The sequence below is a fragment of the Aliivibrio fischeri ATCC 7744 = JCM 18803 = DSM 507 genome (genome assembly GCF_023983475.1).
Classification (GTDB): domain Bacteria; phylum Pseudomonadota; class Gammaproteobacteria; order Enterobacterales; family Vibrionaceae; genus Aliivibrio; species Aliivibrio fischeri.
In genome coordinates this window covers 487,047-506,657 of record NZ_CP092712.1, presented here as the reverse complement: position 1 = coordinate 506,657, position 19,611 = coordinate 487,047, and the positions used below count along the sequence as shown (strand labels likewise).

Sequence of the window (19,611 nt, the reverse complement as noted above, 5' to 3'; positions counted from 1 at the left end):
CTGTAATTGCAAATTAAAAATCAAATAAATGAGAGAAGTCTGCTTCACAAATACTTTTTACTGCTGGGTGCTGTATCATTCTTTCTGCAAAAATAACGTAATACTCTTCTTTAAGATCTCTAACATCTGCAATCTTATGTAGCGATAAATCAGAATCCGCTTCATTCATGTATACTGAAGGGGCTAAAAAGACGGCATTATTTTCCCGAGCAAATGCTTTCATTAATGCAACATCATCAAATTCGCCTAAAATATTAGGAGTCACGCCTTGTTGATCGCACCATTGAACCACTTTTCTTCCCATTGAAGTACGACTACCTGGGATTAGTACCTTATGTTTTTCTAATACCTCAGGAAATGTCACTCCTTTAAGTTCTTTTGAACAAAAGAAGCTCATCTCACATTCACCCAACTTTTTACTGAATAAACCTGAGTTTTGGCTTGAATCTACAGGACAGTCTGAAAGGATCATATCCAATTTATGTTGAGATAATTGTTCTAGTAATAGTTCGTGTGTTGATTCAAAACAACGTAAGTGAATGGACGCATCTTCAGGTACTGTTGTAGAAAGAACCTTACTTACTAATCTTTTAGAAAGCGCATCAGCAACACCAACATCAAATAATACATTCGCCTGTTGGCTATAATTTACGATATCTAGCATTTCATAACTTAAACCAAACATACGATCGGCATATTTATAAATAAGCTGCCCTAACTCTGTAGGCTCAATATTACGACCATTACGTTTAGTTAACTTTCCATCAAGTCTATCTTCTAATGCTTTAATCTGACCCGTTACCGTTTGAGGAGTAAGAAATAATGCCTCAGCCGCTTTAGTTACTGAGCCTTGTTTGCATACCATCCAAAAATAATACAAATGGTTATAGTTTAAATGAGACATTACGATTCCTTTTATTACTCACTTTATGAATTACTGCAATAATCGTTAATATTGTTTTGCTTTAAGCAAGATACGTCATTTATTACAGTAATAGCAAACACTTCGTAAAAAATATAATAAATAGCAAAATAATTCGTTTTTTCCGCATCCAGATTCTTAAAAGCGTCATACAAACGCAACATAGAACAAAATAATCCCAAAAAATAATTTATATTCCATTTTCTAATAACGCATTCAAATCATTCAATATCAATAACTTAAAACAAGTAAAAATCACACATTCACTCAAATAATCGAATATGACGCATTTATTACAGTTTTATCTTCCACTGTAATATTTCTGAAATATTCGTTATCTACTATCGCAGCAGATCAAATAAACCGACAACATAATTTCTCGGTACGGAGCTTTACTATGAATACCCAATCAATTTCTGCAGCAACAATGAGCAATACCTCGCGCATGCTGCGTTGGGCAAACTTAGCATTTATGCTTTACCTTCTTCTTTTAGCGGTTTCTATGGTTGGCACAGGCTTTAAATGGTCTGTAGGTGAAGAAGCTAAAGTTCTTTTTGAATTTGCTGCTCACCCTATTGCTGGCTTAATGATCGGCTTAGTTGCAACGGCATTAATTCAATCATCTTCAACAGTAACTTCTATCATTGTTGGATTAGTTGCTGGTGGTTTACCTGTTGAAACAGCTATCCCTATGGTTATGGGTGCAAACATTGGTACAACCGTTACGAATACACTAGTAAGTCTTGGCCACGCTCGTTGTAAGAACGAATTTAGACGTGCTTTTGCTTGTGCGACAGTTCATGACTTCTTTAACCTACTAGCGGTAACTATTTTCTTACCACTAGAGATGATGTTTGGTATTTTCCAAAAACTATCAGCATGGTTAGTATCTCCACTATTAAACGCTGGTGATATGAGCATGAAAGGTTTTGATTTTATCAAGCCAATTACAAAGCCGGTAATCAGTGCGATTCAAGAGCCACTATCAAACTTTGGTAGCATGACTGGTGGTCTACTAATGATTGCTCTTGGTATTACTATTTTGTTCATCGCAATTACCTTGATGGGCAAACTAATGAAGAGCCTAATGGTTGGTCGTGCAAAAGAACTACTTAAAAGCGCAATCGGTCGCGGTCCTCTACACGGTATTGCATCAGGTACTGCGGTTACAGTTCTTGTTCAATCATCATCAACAACAACAAGTCTAATGGTTCCACTGGTTGGTACTGGTGTTCTTAAAGTTCGTGATGTGTATCCATTTACTCTAGGCGCTAATATCGGTACTTGTGTAACCGCTTTACTAGCAGCGACAGCGGTATCTGGTGAATACGCAGTATTTGCACTACAAATTGCATTAGTTCACTTATGTTTTAATGTTATCGCAACATTGGTTATCTTCGGTACTCCGTTCCTACGTGAGTTACCAATTAAAGGTGCTGAGTGGATTGCTGAAATGGCTAACCGTAACAAAAGCGTTGTTGCTGGATATTTAGGTTTTGTATTTATTATCCTGCCAGGTAGTGTATTAGCACTAACGGTATAAGACTAAAAATACGAATAAAGAAAAGCCCCGAAGTTATGCTTCGGGGCTTTTTTATTATATCTAATAAATAATATTAAACAGAGAAAGGATACTTTATAGCCTCATAGCTTTCATAGCCAACCACTTCAAAGTCATCCATAGTTACCCATGTTTCTAAATCTTCTAATGACTTAATCTCAGGGTTTATTTTAAAGATCGGCGCTTGTAACGGTTCACGTTTTAGCTGTACATTTTGCATTAACTCAAGTTGGTCTTCATAAATATGTGCATTTACAATCTTATGGTACGCCTTACCTGCTTTATGCCCTGTAATTTGTGCCACGATAGCTAATAGAAAATAAACTTGAACCATATTGAAGTTTAGGCCTAGAGGCACATCACAAGAGCGTTGAGTGCTATTTAGGTATAATGTATCACCTAATAATGAAAAATGATGTGAGTACATACACGGACGCAAACAACCCATATCAAACTCACCAGGGTTATAAAAATTTAAAATTTCACCACGATCATCAATTCCCTGACTTAAATCATCAATGATTTTTTTCAGTTGATCGACAAACTCACCATTTGGTTTTGCCCATGCACGACCTTGCACACCATATACTCGACCCATATCATCATCACCTTTACGATGAGGGTTATTGAGCCATGCATCATTTAAATTCGCATTCGCATCCCATGTTTTAGTGCCAATCTTGCGGAAGTCTTCTGCGTTATCATAACCACGAATATAGCCAATCATCTCAGCGACCGCTGCTTTCCAAAAGCTCTTACGCGTTGTAACAAGAGGGAAAACACCATTTTCTACATCATAAGTTAAATCCGCATTAATCACCGTTAAACAACGCTTTCCTGTGCGCTCGTTTTCGATCCAAGTTCCTTCATCTACAATGCGTTGGCATAAATCTAAATACTGCTTCATGGGTCTGCTCTCTTAAAATTAGTTAAAAAAATGGCCTCAAACGAGAGGCCATTACTATAAATCATCATTAACGCTATTCTAGCTTATTTTGCTTTCTGTTTCGATTTCTTTGATTTAGTCTTATTTTGCTCTACATCAGTCGCAAAAAGGTTACGTTTAAATGCCCAAAGCATCATTAACAAACCACCAATCACCATTGGTAGTGACAAAATTTGTCCCATTGAAATCCAATCACCAAACAAGCCTAACTGTGCATCAGGTTGACGTACATACTCGACCAAGAATCGGAATGTACCATATCCAAATAGGAATAAACCTGAAACTGCGCCTAATGGACGAGGCTTACGAATAAACCAATTTAGAATGAAGAATAAAACAACACCTTCAAGAGCAAATTCATATAATTGAGAAGGATGTCGAGGGAAAGGACCGCCAGTTGGGAACACCATAGCCCAAGGCACATCGGTAACACGTCCCCATAACTCACCATTCATAAAGTTACCTAAACGACCGGCTCCCAGACCAAATGGTACTAATGGTGCAACGAAATCTGCAATCGTAAAGAAGCTACGGTTATTCTTATATCCATACCAAAGCATCGCTGAGATAACACCCAATAAACCGCCATGGAAGGACATACCACCGGTCCATACTTCAAATAAGTACAGTGGATTATCTAAGAAGTAGCCGAAATTATAAAATAACACATAGCCAACACGGCCACCGATCACTACACCTAAAAATCCAGCAAACAATAGGTCGCTAACCTGATCTCGTGTCCAACCACTATTTGGCTTATCTGCACGCTTATTAGCAAGCCATAATGCAAACATAAAACCAAATAAATACATTAATCCATACCAACGAACCGCTAATGGACCGATCTCAATTAATACAGGATCTATATGTGGGAAGTTCAAATACCCCTGACTCATGACTACTCTCTTTTATCCTAAAAACATTTTGCTGCCAATAAATACTAGAAATATGGCAAAGATTTTTTTTAACGTTGATGTCGGCAAATGCGATGTTAACTTTGCGCCAATTCTGGTGGTCAAAATAGACGTAACACCAATACCACATAATGCAGGTAAGTAAACATACCCTAAACTCATTGAAGGCAAGTTAGTTACTTGTACTCCATGAAGAATAAAACCTATCATGCCAGCAAGTGCTATCAAGGTTCCGCACAAAGAAGAACTACCAATGGCTTTTCTCATTTCTACGCCATGAAAACTTAAATAAGGTACCGTTAATGAACCACCACCAATTCCAGCTAAGCTTGATACAACACCAATAACCCCACCAGAAGCGGCAATTTTAAGCGGAGATGGCATAGTTCTGGTTGCTGTAAACTTAAGCGCTAATAACATTTGTAAAGCAAGCAGAAGTACAATAACGCCAAATACTTTTGGTAAATATTGGCTTGGAATTAATTCTGCAACGTAGCTACCAAGAAAGCCACCAGCAATAACTCCAGGAGCCAAACTACGGATAAGTGCTACTTCGACATTACCTAAACGTAAATGGTTCAACGCAGATGACGTTGAAGTTAAAATAATCGTTGCAAGTGAAGTACCTAATGCCATTTGCATTACGATTGAACTATCGATTCCTGCTTGAGGTAATAACCACAATAAAGCGGGAACAACTAACAAACCACCACCAATTCCAAGTAATCCAGCCATTACGCCAACGAGACTACCTAGCAAAAGATATAAAACAAAAAGCGAACCAAAATCCACTGTCATTACCTGCCTGCTCGAATAAACCCTGAGAGTTCTTTCTCTTCAAAGAAGCTAATCATATCAGTTAAAATTTGCTCTGCATCATCGTGATGTAAAAGAGTCGCAACTAATTGTTCAACTTCTTGCTGCGATACCTGCCTAATAATGTATTTTACTTTGGCTACGTTAGAGGTATTCATACTTAAACTTTGATAGCCCAAACCAAGCAGTAACAGGCAACCAATTGGATCCCCCGCAAGCTCCCCACAAACACTAACAGGTAATTTATATTGATTTGCCGTATCAATTATTTGCTTTAACGCGAGTAACACGGCGGGATGATAAGATTCATAGACATGTGAAACTCGTGCATTATTTCGATCTACAGCTAAAAGGTATTGAGTTAAGTCATTAGTACCTACAGAAATAAAATCCACTAATCCAACAACTCTCGGTAACAAATAGAGCATAGAAGGCACTTCTATCATCATACCTATACGAGGTTGCGAAAAATCCCCTTCAGATTCACCAAGCACTTCTTCATAAGCTTGATTAATAAGCTTTCTTGCTTGCTTTAATTCGGGTAAGCCTGAAATCATAGGTAACATAATGGATAAATTACCATTACCTATGTTTGCTCTTACCATCGCTTTTAATTGCAAAAGAAAGATATCAGGATGATCTAAAGTAAAGCGAATACCACGCCAACCTAAAAATGGATTTTCTTCTTCAATAGGCAGATACGGTAATGGCTTATCACCACCGATATCTAACGTCCTCATAATCACAGGCTTTTTCGGATACGTTTCTAAAATAGTTTTGTATTGTAGATATTGCTCTTCTTCCGATGGGAATCGCTGTTGCAATAAAAAAGGAATTTCAGTTCGATACAACCCAACGCCATCAACACCCTGATTAACAGCAATACTCGTGTCGGCACTTAACCCAGCATTCAAATAAATTTTCATTTGATGCTCATCACGTGTAAATGTAGGTTTATCAAGATCCTGAGTGATTAATTCAGAAAGGGCTAACTCCTCATTTTGTAGTTCTGTATATTCTTGAATTAGCGCTTCTGTCGGCTTGATATATAAAGCGCCACTATAGCCATCAACAATCGCTAATTTTTGATGATAGTGAGTTGGGTTAAACTCCACCCCCATAATGGCAGGGATACCAAGTGCTCTTGATAAAATGGCTGCGTGAGAGTTTGCCGCACCTTCAAGCGAAATAACGGCTTTTAATTTATCTTGAGGAACACTCGCTAACATAGAAGCGGTCAGCTGAGTCGTAACTAAAATCACGGGATGAGCTAAATCCAGCTCTAACTTACCTTCATAATTTAAAAAATAAAGTAATCTCTGCCCTAGCTCACGAACATCATTCGCTCGTTCACTGAGGTATGAATCACTCATTTTTTCAAAACGCCCTGCATATGACTCAATAACTTGACGCAATGCCCACTCAGCAGAATCACCTTGGTTGATCTGTTTTTTCAGATCCCCCTTCAACATAGGATCATTTAATAAGTGAGTGAAAAGATCAAAAATAGCCAACGTCTCGGTATTTAGCTCTTGTTCAAACCGTTTTTTAGCTCGGCGGAAATCCTTTAAAGCTAACTCAACCGCAGTACCTAAACGATCTTGCTCTTGCTCTATATCAAGGCATGAACTTGGTAGAATGGATTCTATTCTGGGTTGCGCATCATCAAACCACAAAGGTGCAATAGCGACACCATTTGATGCAGAGATACCTTTGAATTGCTTTTGTTCAATCGATTGAGGTTGTAATTGAATCGACCAACTTTCATGAGCTTTAGCATGAGCAAGTACAACTGCAAGTTGCGCAGATAAGGTGACTAAAAAGGATTCTTCAACTTCAGTAAACTGACGTTTTTCCTTTTGCTGTACAACAAGTACACCAAGGTTTTGACGTCGGTAAATAATCGGGGTTGCCAGAAAGGAATTAAACTTATATTCGGCAATACTAGGAATGTATTTATATGAAGGGTGTACAGAAGCATTAGCTAAGTTTAGCGGCTCACAACTGCGTGCAACCAATCCAACTAAACCTTCATCAATACCTAATGAAACGGTCTTGGGTTTCGCTTTTAATCCTTCTGTCGCCATTAATTCTAAGCGCAGGTTATCATTACTCATCAAATAGACTGAGCAACACTCTGTATGCATAGAGTTACGAGTATTTTTCACGAGCAACGCTAAAGCATCATCAAGAGACTCCGCTTTAGCTACGTGATCAACTATATCCCTGAGTTGAGTAAGCATGCTTGCCAATCCTTAAGGTTATATAAGGTATCGACCGCTTAACCTTTTTTACCTTTCCTTTTAAATTTTCGTTCCTTAAACGGCATAGCGATCACCGCGAACTCTTTTAGTGCTCGACGGTAAACATCACGCTTAAATGAAACCACTTGTCTTACAGGGTACCAGTAGCTTACCCATCGCCAACCATCAAATTCAGGCGAGCGATCTCTTTGCATATTAACCTTGGATTCATCACATTCTAAGCGTAACAAAAACCATTTTTGTTTTTGTCCGATACAGACAGGTTTAGAGTCCCATCTAACTAGACGTTTCGGTAATTTATATCGTAGCCAATGACGGCTGCTTGCTAAAATACGAACATCATTTTTTGTCAGACCTACTTCTTCGTATAATTCACGGTACATGGCTTGTTCTGGAGTCTCTCCATCATCAATACCACCTTGCGGAAATTGCCACGAATGCTGTCCGTATCGCTTCGCCCAGAATACTTGACCATGGCTATTACATATCACTATCCCGACGTTCGGGCGGAAACCATCGCCATCTATCACTGGATGACCTCATCATAAACTTATATTGACTCTGATTTTTTCACAGATCGGCTCTTTGAGCAAACAGGATCACGCTTTCTTGTCACGTTTTACCAAAATAACCTGATTTTCTGAATAACTTTTAATCACTGCTTAACTTATCAACACAACAATGAGATATAAGCCACATTTATTCACCTTTTCTGTGTATAACTTTGTGCAGAAGCTAAAAATAAATCACAAACGATAAAAGTTAGCTCTTTCAATACAAAATAAAAACAGAGACAGTAAATACATAAAAAACAATAAAACCAACAAGTTAAATTCAGGATCTTTACTTTGATCTTTTCTCTGAAAAAGTGGTTGGATAATATAAACACAGATCGGTTAAAGATCCACCAACAAGCTAATTACCCACAATTAAGGCTATCTGATTAAGTATAAGAGCTAAAAGTCAATGAGTTATTCAAAATTAAAGCACTGTATATGGATCCAGAAAAATAAGAGATGAATAAAATATATACACTATTGTGGATAACTTACTAAGATCCAAATTAGGTCAAAAAATAATGTTGATAATATGATAATCTATTCGTTCAATCATGTTGAAGAGTCTTTATGAGCTTACCACCACCAAATACTATTGATGAATTATTACAGCGATCAGAAAGCATTGCAGGCTATACGCTATCTGAGTTGGCAGAGCAAGCAAACATACCTGTACCTGAAAACTTAAAGCGAGATAAAGGCTGGGTTGGTCAATTATTAGAATGGCATTTAGGCGCTTCAGCAGGTAGTAAACCTCTACCTGATTTCATTGATCTTGGAGTCGAATTAAAAACCATTCCAATCAGCTATACTGGCAAACCATTAGAAACCACCTTTGTTTGTGTTGCCCCATTAACAGGCGTTCATAGCTTACAATGGGAAGAATCGCATGTTCGTCATAAGCTTGCTCATGTTTTATGGATCCCTGTAGAAGGAGAAAGAGAGATCCCTGTAGGGGATCGTCATGTTGGATATCCAGTTTTATGGCAACCTTCTTTAGAAGAAGAACAACAATTAAAACAAGATTGGGAAGAGTTAATGGATTTAATTGTGCTCGGTAAGGTTGAGTCAATTACAGCAAAACATGGCGAAGTTCTTCAATTAAGACCTAAAGCAGCAAACAGCCAAGCATTAACTGAGGCTTATGGTGAAAATGGGCAACCGATAAAAACGCTACCTCGCGGTTTTTATTTAAAAACTCAATTTACTCATTCTATATTAACTTCATTCTTCAGCTAAAAAAATAGGCCTACCTAATTCAAGGTAAGCCTATTTTTTCAATCAAAAGCTCGGTTAGCTATAGCTTCTCGGCTCTGAAATTAAATTATGTTTATTCAATAAACGATACATAGTTGCTCGTGAAACACCCAGCTCTTTTGCCGCTGAAGATACTTGACCATCATGAGATTCTAATACCATCAATAATGCATCTCGCTCAGAGTTTTCACGGATAACACGTAAACTACGTTTAGTTTCACTGCGTTGTGGTAAATCTAAATGTTCAAGATCAATTGTCATGCTATCGGCAAGTAATACAGCACGTTTCACTTGGTTTACCAATTCACGAACATTACCTGGCCATTGATAATGTAGCATGGTTTGTAATGCTTCTTCAGGGAACGTTCTTGCTTGTGTATTGTATTCTTTTGCATAACGCTGTAAGAAATGCTCTGCTAAAACCGAGATATCTGAACTTCTCTCTTTTAAAGACGGAACATGAATACGTAATACATTTAAACGATAATACAACTCTTCTTTAAAGCTGCCTTCTTCAATCGCTTTTTCTAAATCAATGTGGCTTGCAACAATTACACGAACATCTAAATCAACAAAACCTTTTTCAGTCTCAATATTACCTTCTTGTAGGAATCGTAATAAATGCTGCTGCTGACTAGCTGGCAAATCATTAATATCATTTAAAAATAATGTACCACCATTGGCTTGGAATAATTTTGATTCTTCCGGTGACGAAGAATGAGAACCAAACAGCTCCTGCTCAATCTTGCTTTCAGATAACGAACCACAATTTAATGAAACAAATGGACCTTTATTACGGCCTGATGATTCATGAACTGCTTTTGCTACCGCATCTTTACCTACACCGCTTTCACCAGAAATAAGAATAGAAACATCTGTTGGAGCAACACGGCGAATTTGATCTCGTAAACGTTTCACCGCAGGCGCTTCACCTAAAATACCTAGATCCGATTTATTACCCATATTAGGCCATACTTTACGCTCTAGCTTAAGCATACCTAGCTGGTGACCAATCGTACTTAATAATTGAGCATCTGGAATCGGTGCAGTGAAGAAATCAATACAGAAGTTTACAATGAACTGGCAAATAGTATCTGAACTTAGCTGAGACTCACGGATGAAAGCCATCCAACGAACTTGCTTATTGTTATTTACTAATGTTGCAATGCCATTAAGACTAAAATCATCTTGGCTTAAATCAACAATACCAATACATGGCCCAATCTCGTCAAACAGAGCTTGAGCTGCTCGAAGATCATAGCAACGATGACAACGCCAACCTACTTGTTCTAAAACGGCTAACCAAGGTTCATAGCTGCCACCAACAACAACTAAAGAGCCTGGAACCGAATCCATACGAAATTGAGTACCCATAACACTACCTCTAAATTCTTATTTCTAAACCAACTAAAAATGTTTCTTAGATGCAACTATACAGGTTTTAAGACCTTATCTCGTCTCACAAATGAGATGCGCGTCATCCTTTTAACAAAAAAAATACATCTCGAGCATAATAAATAAATGACAGTTAACATATTAAAGAAATAGTTGAATCAAATATGAGATTGGAGAAGATTTATTGCATAAAAAAAAAGGTTTTTATTACTTTTTAACCGTTACATGACTATTAATTTGAATTGTAAAAATTAAGTCAATTGATAAAAAAGTGTAGTTATTTTCTCATTTTTAGTGCTTTGAGTAAGATAAATAAAAAAAGAGCGGCTATTTAGCCGCTCTTTCATCATCTTTATTTATTCTTTATTACGCTTGTGGACGCATTGATGGGAATAAAATAACGTCACGAATTGTGTGCGTGTTAGTTAATAGCATAACTAAACGGTCAATACCAATACCCTGACCAGCTGTTGGTGGTAAACCATGCTCAAGAGCTGTGATGTAGTCTGCATCGTAGTACATAGCTTCATCATCACCAGATTCTTTAGCATTAACTTGCGCTTTAAAACGCTCGTCTTGATCTTGTGCATCATTCAGCTCAGAGAAACCATTAGCAACTTCACGACCACCAATGAAAAATTCAAAACGGTCTGTAATGAAATCATTGTCATCGTTACGACGTGCTAATGGAGAAATATCAGCTGGGTATTCTGTAATGAATGTTGGTTGCATTAACTTAGGTTCAGCAGTTTCACCGAAGATTTCTTCAAGAAGCTGACCACATGTCCAGAAGCTTTCAACTTCAACATGTACAGATTTAGCAATAGATACCATTAGATCGCGATCTTTAACGCCTTCGTATGTTAGCGCTTGGATCTCAGCGTGATCTGGGTTGTATTGTTTGATCGCATCTAACATGCTCATACGAGCGTATTTGCCACCAAAATCAACCGTGTGTTCACCGTAAGGCATTTTGTCACTACCTAAAACAGATGTTGCTACTGTAGATAGCATTTCTTCTGTAAGGTCCATTAGATCGTTGTAATCTGCGTACGCCATGTAGAATTCCATCATTGTGAATTCTGGGTTATGACGTGGAGATAGACCTTCGTTACGGAAGTTACGGTTAATTTCGAATACACGTTCAAAACCACCAACAACTAAACGTTTTAAGTAAAGCTCTGGAGCGATACGTAGGTACATATCAACATCAAGTGCATTATGGTGCGTTACGAATGGACGAGCAGAAGCACCACCAGGGATAACGTGCATCATAGGAGTTTCAACTTCCATGAAGCCTTTATCAACCATGAAGTTACGGATAGCAGCAACCACTTTAGAACGAACGATAAATGCATGACGTGAGTCATCATTTACGATTAGATCTACGTAGCGTTGACGGTAACGCATCTCTTGGTCTGTTAAACCATGGAATTTTTCTGGTAATGGACGTAATGCTTTTGTTAGCAGTACATACTCTTCCATGTTCACGTAAAGGTCACCTTTACCTGACTTATGAAGTGCACCTTTAACACCGATGATGTCACCGATATCCAAACCTTGGTATTTGTCTTTTAGTTCTTTTTGAACTTCTTTTGCTGCGTAAGCTTGGATCTTACCAGACACTTCTTGAATCAATAAGAAAGGACCACGCTTAGCCATAACACGGCCAGCAATTGCAACAACGTGGTTCAGTTCTTCTAGCTCTTCTTTGGTCTTTTCACCAAATTCAGCTTGAAGATCACCCGCTAGGCTATCACGACGGAAGTCATTTGGGTGGCCATTAGCTTTACATGCTTGACGAATATGGTCTAATTTACCACGACGTTCAGCAATCAGTTTGTTTTCATCTAGTTGTACTTGTTCAGTCATAATGAACCCTTTCTTATAATCCAGATTTTAAGCTGGCTTCGATAAATTTATCTAAATCACCGTCTAGAACGGCTTGCGTATTACGGTTTTCAATGCCGGTACGCAAATCTTTAATGCGTGAATCATCTAATACGTATGAGCGAATTTGACTCCCCCATCCGATATCAGATTTAGCGTCTTCATTGGCCTGTTTTTCAGCATTTTGCTTTTGCAACTCATATTCAAACAATTTCGCACGTAACTGCTTCATTGCTTGATCTTTGTTTTTATGCTGAGAACGGTCATTCTGACACTGAACAACGATATTTGTTGGTACGTGAGTAATACGTACAGCAGATTCGGTGGTGTTTACGTGTTGACCACCCGCACCAGAAGCACGGTAAACATCAATACGTAAATCAGAAGGGTTGATATCAATCTGAATGTTGTCATCAATCTCTGGATAAATAAATGCAGATGCAAATGAAGTATGGCGACGACCACTAGAATCAAATGGCGATTTACGAACTAAACGGTGAACACCAGTTTCTGTACGTAACCAACCATAAGCATATTCACCAGCGATACGAACTGTTGCGCCTTTAAGACCTGCAACTTCACCTTCTGATACCTCGATAACTTCTACTTTAAAGCCTTTCGCTTCTGCCCAACGTAAATACATACGCAGCATCATAGAAGTCCAATCTTGAGCTTCTGTACCACCAGAACCCGATTGTAGATCGATATAACAGTCAGAAGCGTCGTGATCACCAGAGAACATACGGCGAAATTCAAGTTTAGCTAACTTAGCTTCTAGCTCAGCCAGTTCAGGTTCAATTTCGTCAAATGTTTCTTGATCTTCTTCTTCAACCGCAAGTTCTAGTAAGCCGTCTACGTCCTCAACACCTTGATCTAAAAGATCAATAGTTTCAACAACAGCTTCTAGTGATGCACGTTCTTTACCTAGTGCTTGCGCACGCTCAGGTTCATTCCATACATCAGGTTGTTCTAGCTCTGCATTTACCTCTTCTAAACGCTCTTTTTTAGCGTCATAGTCAAAGGTACCCCCTCAGGATATTTGTGCGTTCAGACACATCCTGGAGACGGTTTTTAATAGGATTAATTTCGAACATGGTGTTTTATCATCGCCGAATAAAAAATAACCGAGAGATTTTAACCAAAAGTGTGATAGAAATCGAGGTATTTCACCCTCTGAAAGCAAGAACAATAAAGATTGAGAAAATGGTGTAAAAAACATCACACCAAAACGTTTTTTATTTAACTTTCACAAGGAAAATAAGGCCTATCTGTTTTCAACTAAACCATAAAAATAACAACTCATTAAGTCTTTTTTAATGAGTTGTTCAGTGAAAATTAACGTGTTTTACGGATTATTCATGAATTAAAGTGGTTCAATATTCTCAACCATAAGTTGTAAGGTTTGATTTCCACGAAATTCATTAATATCGAGTCGATAAGCTAACTTTACTTTTTGAACTGAGGCATCTGGCCAACGGCGAACATCAATATTAAATGCGATGGCATCAACCATTTTATTGGTTGGAAAATCACGATGAATCGGCTCTAACATTAATTTAAGATGTTTCTCACCAACTAAGCGTTGGTTTAATACTTTAAATTCACCATCAAAAATAGGCTCAGGAAAAGCTTGTCCCCATGGTCCACCCGCTCGGATAATTTCAGCAGTACCTAACGTAAATTCTTCCGGTGTAAGTGCACCATCAGATAAAACGATTCCCTTAAGAGCCTCTTCTTCTACCGACTCACGAACAACATCATCAAAAGCTTGACTGAATTTTTTATAATCCGTCTCTTTAATGGTTAATCCAGCAGCCATAGCATGCCCGCCAAATTTCAAAATAAGGCCTGGATTTCTAGTATCAATCAAATCCAATGCGTCACGCATATGAAAACCTGCAATAGAACGGCATGATCCCTTAATAAAACCATCACCACCGTCAGCAAAAGCAATGACAGGACGGTGATATTTTTCTTTTATTCGTGAAGCCAAAATACCAATAACCCCTTGGTGCCAATCACGCTGAAACAGCACTAATCCAAAAGGTAATTCACTTTGAGCACCAAACTCTAATCGCTCACAAATAGCCATGGCTTCTTCTTTCATGCCTTGCTCAATTTCTTTTCGAGTTTGATTTAATGAATCTAATTCTGCCGCCATACGACGAGCTGCATGAATATTATTTGACATTAAAAGTTCAACGCCAAATGACATATCATCCAAACGGCCCGCTGCATTTATTCTTGGACCTAAAGCAAAACCAAAATCAGAAGCAACAATACGTGATGGAACTCGATTAGCCACTTCAATTAATGCTTGGATCCCGGGTCGACACTTACCTGCACGAATACGCTGAATACCTTGATGAACAAGAATTCGATTATTTTCATCCAAGGCAACTAAGTCAGCTACTGTCCCAAGTGCAACTAAATCAAGTAAATCAGCTAAATTCGGGATGGCTATATTTTGTTTTTCAAACCAATTTATTTCACGAAGACGAGCACGAATAGCAAGCATTAAATAAAAGGCAACACCAACTCCTGCCAATGATTTCGATGGGAATGCACATGCTTCTAAATTAGGGTTTACAATCGCATCAGCTAAAGGCAAATGAGCACCTGGTAAGTGATGATCAGTTACAACGACTTGCATTCCATATTCTTTTGCTTTCAACACTCCATCAATAGAAGAGACACCATTATCAACGGTCATGATGATTTCAGCACCCATCTCTTTTGCTTGGTCCACAACATCAGGACTCAAACCATAACCATCTTCAAAGCGGTTAGGCACTAAGTAATCAACATTTTGACTTCCCATCATACGAAATGCCATAACTGACAAGGCTGAACTGGTTGCTCCATCGGCATCAAAATCACCAACGACGATAATACGAGTTTGGTTTTGAATCGCCTCAACTAAGATATCAACGGCTTTAGAAATGCCATGCATAGATTGAAATGAGAGTAAGAATTTTGCGCCACGCTCAAGCTGTGAGCTTGATGTAATCCCTCTTGCTGCATAAATTCGCTGCAAAATTGGAGGTATCGAATCCGGAAGTTGAATGGAGGTTGGAACAATTCGACGTTTCACTTCAATCATGAATTTCACCTAGTTTTTCAATAAAAAAATCCCCGCATACACGGGGATTATAATGAATAGCTTTACTGAATTATCTTTCTAAATCAGATAGAAGCTCACGAGCTGGTTTATATCCAGGAACAAGATCACCACTTGGAAGAACAATTGCAGGAGTTCCATTTACACCCATTTTTCTACCCAATAAGTATTGTTCTTTAATGATATTTTTACACTCAGCCGTTGCTGGTTTTGAACCATTAATTGGACGATTTGACTTTGCATCTTCCATCGCTTGCTGTTTATCATCAGCACACCAAATTTGGGCCATTTTATCAGCTACTGAACCTTGGTAGCCTTGACGAGGATATGCTAAATAACGAACGGTAATACCCGCATCATTATAGTCTTTCATCTCTTTATGCAGTTTTGTACAGTAGCCACAAGTGATGTCTGTAAAAACGGTAATTACGTGTTTTTCATTTTTAGCAGGGAACACAATCATATTATCGCTTTGGCTATCCACCAATTTAGCAAAACGCGCGGCTAATAAATCTTTCATGTTGCCGTTTTCATCAAACTCAAAAATTCGGCCTTGGATGAAATGCTTACCATCAGAAGATACGTAAAAAATACCAAACGGAGTTTCAACTTGTTTAAAGCCGTCAACTTCTGAATCATGAATAGCTTCTACAGGCAAACCTAAAGTCGTTAGTCGCTGAGTAATAGCTTGTTCTGAATCAGGTTGAGCAGTCTCAACTGCAGAAGGTGATGCATCCTGTTTTTGTGCTTGTTCATCTGAACATGCAGTAAAAGAAACTACGCTCATTAAAGCAATAATCATCGCACTAGTTCGGCGAATAAATGACATAAGGGTACCTATAAAAAATGTAATTGTAGAAGATTTGAAGTTTAGAGTTTTTAAACCACCAGAAGTTCCCTTAATTATGAACGAGGGTGATGCTCTTGATGGATTTGCTTCAAACGTTCCGTTGCTACATGAGTATATATTTGTGTTGTAGAAAGATCACTATGTCCTAACAACATTTGTACAACACGGAGATCTGCGCCATAGTTTAAAAGGTGTGTAGCAAAAGCATGTCGCAATACGTGTGGCGATAATTTATCAGAATCAATACCAGCAATAACCGCATAATGCTTAATTCGGTGCCAAAATGTCTGACGAGTCATTTGTTTTGCTCGTTTACTAGGAAACACGACATCCGAACTTTTTTCACCAAGCAACATTGGACGACCATGAGTTAAAAACTGCTCAATCCAATCGACGGCATTCTCTCCCATTGGGACTAAACGTTCTTTATCACCTTTACCAGTAACTCGTACAACACCTTGGCGTAGACTTACATTTTCCATGGTTAAGCTAACTAGCTCAGTAACACGTAAACCTGTTGCATAAAGTAGCTCTAACATTGCTCGGTCTCGAAGTTCTAATGGATCTTCGACATTCGGAGCATTAAGCAACGCATCAACTTGCTCTTCGCTTAAATCTTTTGGTAAGCGTTGAGGTAATTTAGGGCTAGCAAGTAATGCTGTGGGATCATCTCCACGAATTTTTTCACGATGTAGATACTGAAAAAAACGACGTAATGCAGACAGCATTCGAGCACGAGAAGTTTGTTTATATTCTTTATCAACTAAATAAGCTTGAAACTCATTAAGTCCCATCGCTGAAATAGAAGCACATTTATAGTGATTATCTTCTAACCACTGCAACAACTTCACTAAATCGTTTCGATATGAAGCTAACGTATTTTCAGACAGGCCACGCTCCATCCACATGGTATCTAAAAAACGCTCCATTAATGCCATATCATTATTCATCTACTTACCACTTAACGTATATTCCAGAAAATACTGGTTAGAATTACAGTATTAAACAATTTTACCCACTTTAAATGCAAGTTTAATTTTAATAATCATTTACGGTAAACTAACGTTATATTTATTCATCGTTAAGGTAATGAAAATGAAAATCGGTCTTTTTTATGGTTCTTCAACTTGTTATACCGAAATGGCATCTGAAAAAATCAGAGCTTTTATCGGAGAGGATCTTGTTGATGTCTTTAATATTAAAGAGACACCAGTGACCACAATGAATGATTACGATCTTTTATTACTTGGGATTTCTACATGGGATTTTGGTGAGATCCAAGAAGATTGGCAGAATGTTTGGGATGAGTTAGATGGCTTATCTCTAGATGGAAAAACCATTGCGTTATTTGGTCTTGGTGATCAAGAAGGTTATGGTGAATGGTTCTTAGATGCTATGGGTTTACTGCATGACGAATTAAAAGCAACGAATGCTAAATTCATTGGCTATTGGAAAAATGAAGGCTACCAATTCGACGCATCAAAAGCATTAACTGAAGATGAATCTCACTTTGTTGGTTTAGCACTAGATGAAGACAGTCAGTATGATAAAAGTGATGAGCGTATTGAGCAGTGGTGTGAGCAGGTTTTAGTAGAATATCACGAGTCACTTTAGAACTAGAAACGATACGCTTTGCTAGCTAGAGCACTGCGTTACTATAAAAGAAAAGAGCGAGTGAACTTAAACAGTTATACTCGCTCTTATAGTCTCTAATTTCTAGTCCCTAGTCCCTAGAATTATGCATTTTCAGCCACTAATTCGTCTTCTTTCTTACCGACAAAACGAACAATGATCATCGAAGCAAATGTTGGAATCACCCAAGCCATACCATGGTCAAACATTGGTAGCATTGAGAAAGCAGACATATCCGCACCTGCAACTTTCGCAGCATCTAATATCGCAAAACACGTTGCAACAGAAATAACTACGCGGTAAGCCAATTGTGGATTTGGCATCATTTTACGAATGAAAGCCAACACAACTAATGCAATTGCTACTGGATAAAGTAAGAATAATACAGGAACCGAAAGCGTAATTAGCTGAGTTAACCCAACATTAGCCACTACTGCACATGCCACACCGACGATAATAACCCAAGACTTATACGTCACTTTACAGATTGAGCTAAAGTAATCTGCGCAAGCTGAAATCAGACCAATCGCCGTTGTTAAACAAGCAATCAATACAATAACAGATAATACCGTCTGTCCAGACGTACCAAACAATGCATGAGTATACGCAGTTAGGATTGCACCACCATTATCAGCCCCTGCCGCAACTGCACTTGACGTTGCACCTAAGTAGAATAATGAGATATAAACAAAAGCCAAACCTGATGCAGCAATTAAACCAGCAATCGTTAAATATTTAGTTGTCGCTTTATGCTCTGTAATCCCTTTACTCTTTAATGCATCAATGATCAAAATACCAAACATTAAAGCACCAAACGTATCCATTGTATTGTAGCCTTCAAAAAAGCCAGTCGTGATAGGACTATCAACATACTTACCCGTAGCTGCAACAATCTCGCCTTGAGGATTAACAAATACCGCAATAGCTAACACGATTAAACCAATGAACAATGCTGGCGTTAAAAACTTACCAATAGTGTCAATCAATTTTCCTTGAGACCATGCAAAAAACATTGCTATAGAGAAGAATGCAATTGAAAATAGAGTTAGTGAAAATTGACCAGCATCCGCTCCAATAAATGGTTTCGCTGCCATTTCATATGCTACTAGCCCTGTACGAGGAGCAGCAAAAGCAGGACCGATAATAACAAACATGAGAATTGCCATTATCATTGCGACTTTAGGAGGTAGGTCACGCGTAAGGTGCTGCCAAGAACCACCAGAGACACCAATCGCAATGATCGTTAATAATGGTAAACCAACAGCTGTGATAAGAAACCCACTCATAGCACCAAAAACGTGCTCACCAGCCATTTGGCCAGCAATTGGTGGGAAAATAATATTACCTGCGCCTAAGAAAAAGGCAAAAAGCATAAAGCCAACGGCAATGATATCGGCTAGTTTTAATGACTGTTTCACAATAAAACCCTTGTATAATGTTGTGTGTATTTAATTTTATGTTTTATATCTATGTATGATATATCTCC

At 38.2% G+C, this 19,611-nt stretch carries 16 protein-coding genes; 3 read left to right on the top strand and 13 right to left on the bottom strand.

The window, feature by feature from the left end:
• Positions 1-13: 13 nt before the first annotated feature.
• Positions 14-904, bottom strand: a complete 891-nt coding sequence (gene nhaR, locus AVFI_RS02400; protein WP_011261240.1) for a transcriptional activator NhaR — start codon at positions 902-904, stop codon at positions 14-16.
• A gap of 415 nt (positions 905-1,319) precedes the next feature.
• Here nhaR and AVFI_RS02395 point away from each other — a divergent pair, with 415 nt between their 5' ends.
• Positions 1,320-2,465 carry a Na/Pi symporter gene (locus tag AVFI_RS02395; RefSeq protein WP_054775644.1) on the top strand — a complete coding sequence of 382 codons (1,146 nt, stop codon included), beginning with the start codon at positions 1,320-1,322 and terminating at the stop codon, positions 2,463-2,465.
• 73 nt (positions 2,466-2,538) lie between these two features.
• Here AVFI_RS02395 and AVFI_RS02390 read toward each other — a convergent pair whose 3' ends face one another.
• The 5 genes from AVFI_RS02390 to rppH form a co-directional block, all read right to left on the bottom strand.
• Positions 2,539-3,390 carry a thymidylate synthase gene (locus AVFI_RS02390; protein ID WP_054775643.1) on the bottom strand — a complete coding sequence of 284 codons (852 nt, stop codon included), beginning with the start codon at positions 3,388-3,390 and terminating at the stop codon, positions 2,539-2,541.
• Positions 3,391-3,473: 83 nt separating this feature from the next.
• A complete protein-coding gene (gene lgt, locus AVFI_RS02385) occupies positions 3,474-4,325 on the bottom strand; it encodes a prolipoprotein diacylglyceryl transferase (protein ID WP_012534141.1) in 852 nt (283 codons plus the stop codon).
• Positions 4,326-4,337: 12 nt separating this feature from the next.
• Positions 4,338-5,141: a sulfite exporter TauE/SafE family protein gene (locus tag AVFI_RS02380; RefSeq protein WP_041941305.1), complete on the bottom strand. Its 804-nt coding sequence runs from the start codon at positions 5,139-5,141 to the stop codon at positions 4,338-4,340.
• Entirely contained in the window at positions 5,141-7,402 is a 2,262-nt protein-coding gene (gene ptsP / locus AVFI_RS02375; RefSeq protein ID WP_065624839.1) for a phosphoenolpyruvate--protein phosphotransferase, read from the bottom strand. The genes AVFI_RS02380 and ptsP overlap by 1 nt, the downstream gene beginning before the upstream one ends.
• Positions 7,403-7,440: 38 nt before the next feature.
• On the bottom strand, positions 7,441-7,953 hold the full coding sequence (rppH, locus tag AVFI_RS02370) for an RNA pyrophosphohydrolase (protein WP_005417607.1): 513 nt from the start codon (positions 7,951-7,953) through the stop codon (positions 7,441-7,443).
• 597 nt (positions 7,954-8,550) lie between these two features.
• Here rppH and mutH point away from each other — a divergent pair.
• Positions 8,551-9,219, top strand: a complete 669-nt coding sequence (gene mutH, locus AVFI_RS02365; RefSeq protein WP_054775642.1) for a DNA mismatch repair endonuclease MutH — start codon at positions 8,551-8,553, stop codon at positions 9,217-9,219.
• Positions 9,220-9,273: 54 nt separating this feature from the next.
• On the opposite strand, the gene AVFI_RS02360 is transcribed toward mutH, so the two are convergent.
• The 6 genes from AVFI_RS02360 to xerD all read right to left on the bottom strand — a co-directional run bounded on the left by AVFI_RS02360 (position 9,274) and on the right by xerD (position 17,443).
• Positions 9,274-10,611 carry a sigma-54-dependent transcriptional regulator gene (locus tag AVFI_RS02360; RefSeq protein WP_054775641.1) on the bottom strand — a complete coding sequence of 446 codons (1,338 nt, stop codon included), beginning with the start codon at positions 10,609-10,611 and terminating at the stop codon, positions 9,274-9,276.
• 387 nt (positions 10,612-10,998) lie between these two features.
• Entirely contained in the window at positions 10,999-12,504 is a 1,506-nt protein-coding gene (gene lysS, locus AVFI_RS02355; RefSeq protein ID WP_005417603.1) for a lysine--tRNA ligase, read from the bottom strand.
• A gap of 13 nt (positions 12,505-12,517) precedes the next feature.
• Positions 12,518-13,616 (bottom strand): peptide chain release factor 2 gene (gene prfB / locus AVFI_RS02350; RefSeq protein WP_011261232.1). Its coding sequence is split into 2 segments (ribosomal slippage): positions 12,518-13,540 and positions 13,542-13,616, totalling 1,098 coding nucleotides; the frame shifts between segments, so codons are not numbered across the junction.
• 269 nt (positions 13,617-13,885) lie between these two features.
• Positions 13,886-15,625 (bottom strand): single-stranded-DNA-specific exonuclease RecJ, encoded by a 1,740-nt coding sequence (gene recJ / locus AVFI_RS02345; protein WP_012533033.1) that lies wholly within the window; start codon positions 15,623-15,625, stop codon positions 13,886-13,888.
• A gap of 70 nt (positions 15,626-15,695) precedes the next feature.
• On the bottom strand, positions 15,696-16,472 hold the full coding sequence (gene dsbC / locus AVFI_RS02340; RefSeq protein WP_017018291.1) for a bifunctional protein-disulfide isomerase/oxidoreductase DsbC: 777 nt from the start codon (positions 16,470-16,472) through the stop codon (positions 15,696-15,698).
• A 74-nt stretch (positions 16,473-16,546) separates the two neighbouring features.
• The gene (xerD, locus tag AVFI_RS02335) at positions 16,547-17,443 is read right to left on the bottom strand and encodes a site-specific tyrosine recombinase XerD (RefSeq protein ID WP_011261229.1); all 897 of its coding nucleotides are present in this window, start codon (positions 17,441-17,443) and stop codon (positions 16,547-16,549) included.
• A 145-nt stretch (positions 17,444-17,588) separates the two neighbouring features.
• Here xerD and fldB point away from each other — a divergent pair, with 145 nt between their 5' ends.
• Entirely contained in the window at positions 17,589-18,107 is a 519-nt protein-coding gene (fldB, locus tag AVFI_RS02330; RefSeq protein WP_065621070.1) for a flavodoxin FldB, read from the top strand.
• Between the two features lie 122 nt (positions 18,108-18,229).
• Here the strand turns inward: fldB and brnQ are convergent, their stop codons facing one another.
• Positions 18,230-19,543 carry a branched-chain amino acid transport system II carrier protein gene (brnQ, locus tag AVFI_RS02325; RefSeq protein WP_065604867.1) on the bottom strand — a complete coding sequence of 438 codons (1,314 nt, stop codon included), beginning with the start codon at positions 19,541-19,543 and terminating at the stop codon, positions 18,230-18,232.
• Between the last annotated feature and the right edge of the window lie 68 nt (positions 19,544-19,611).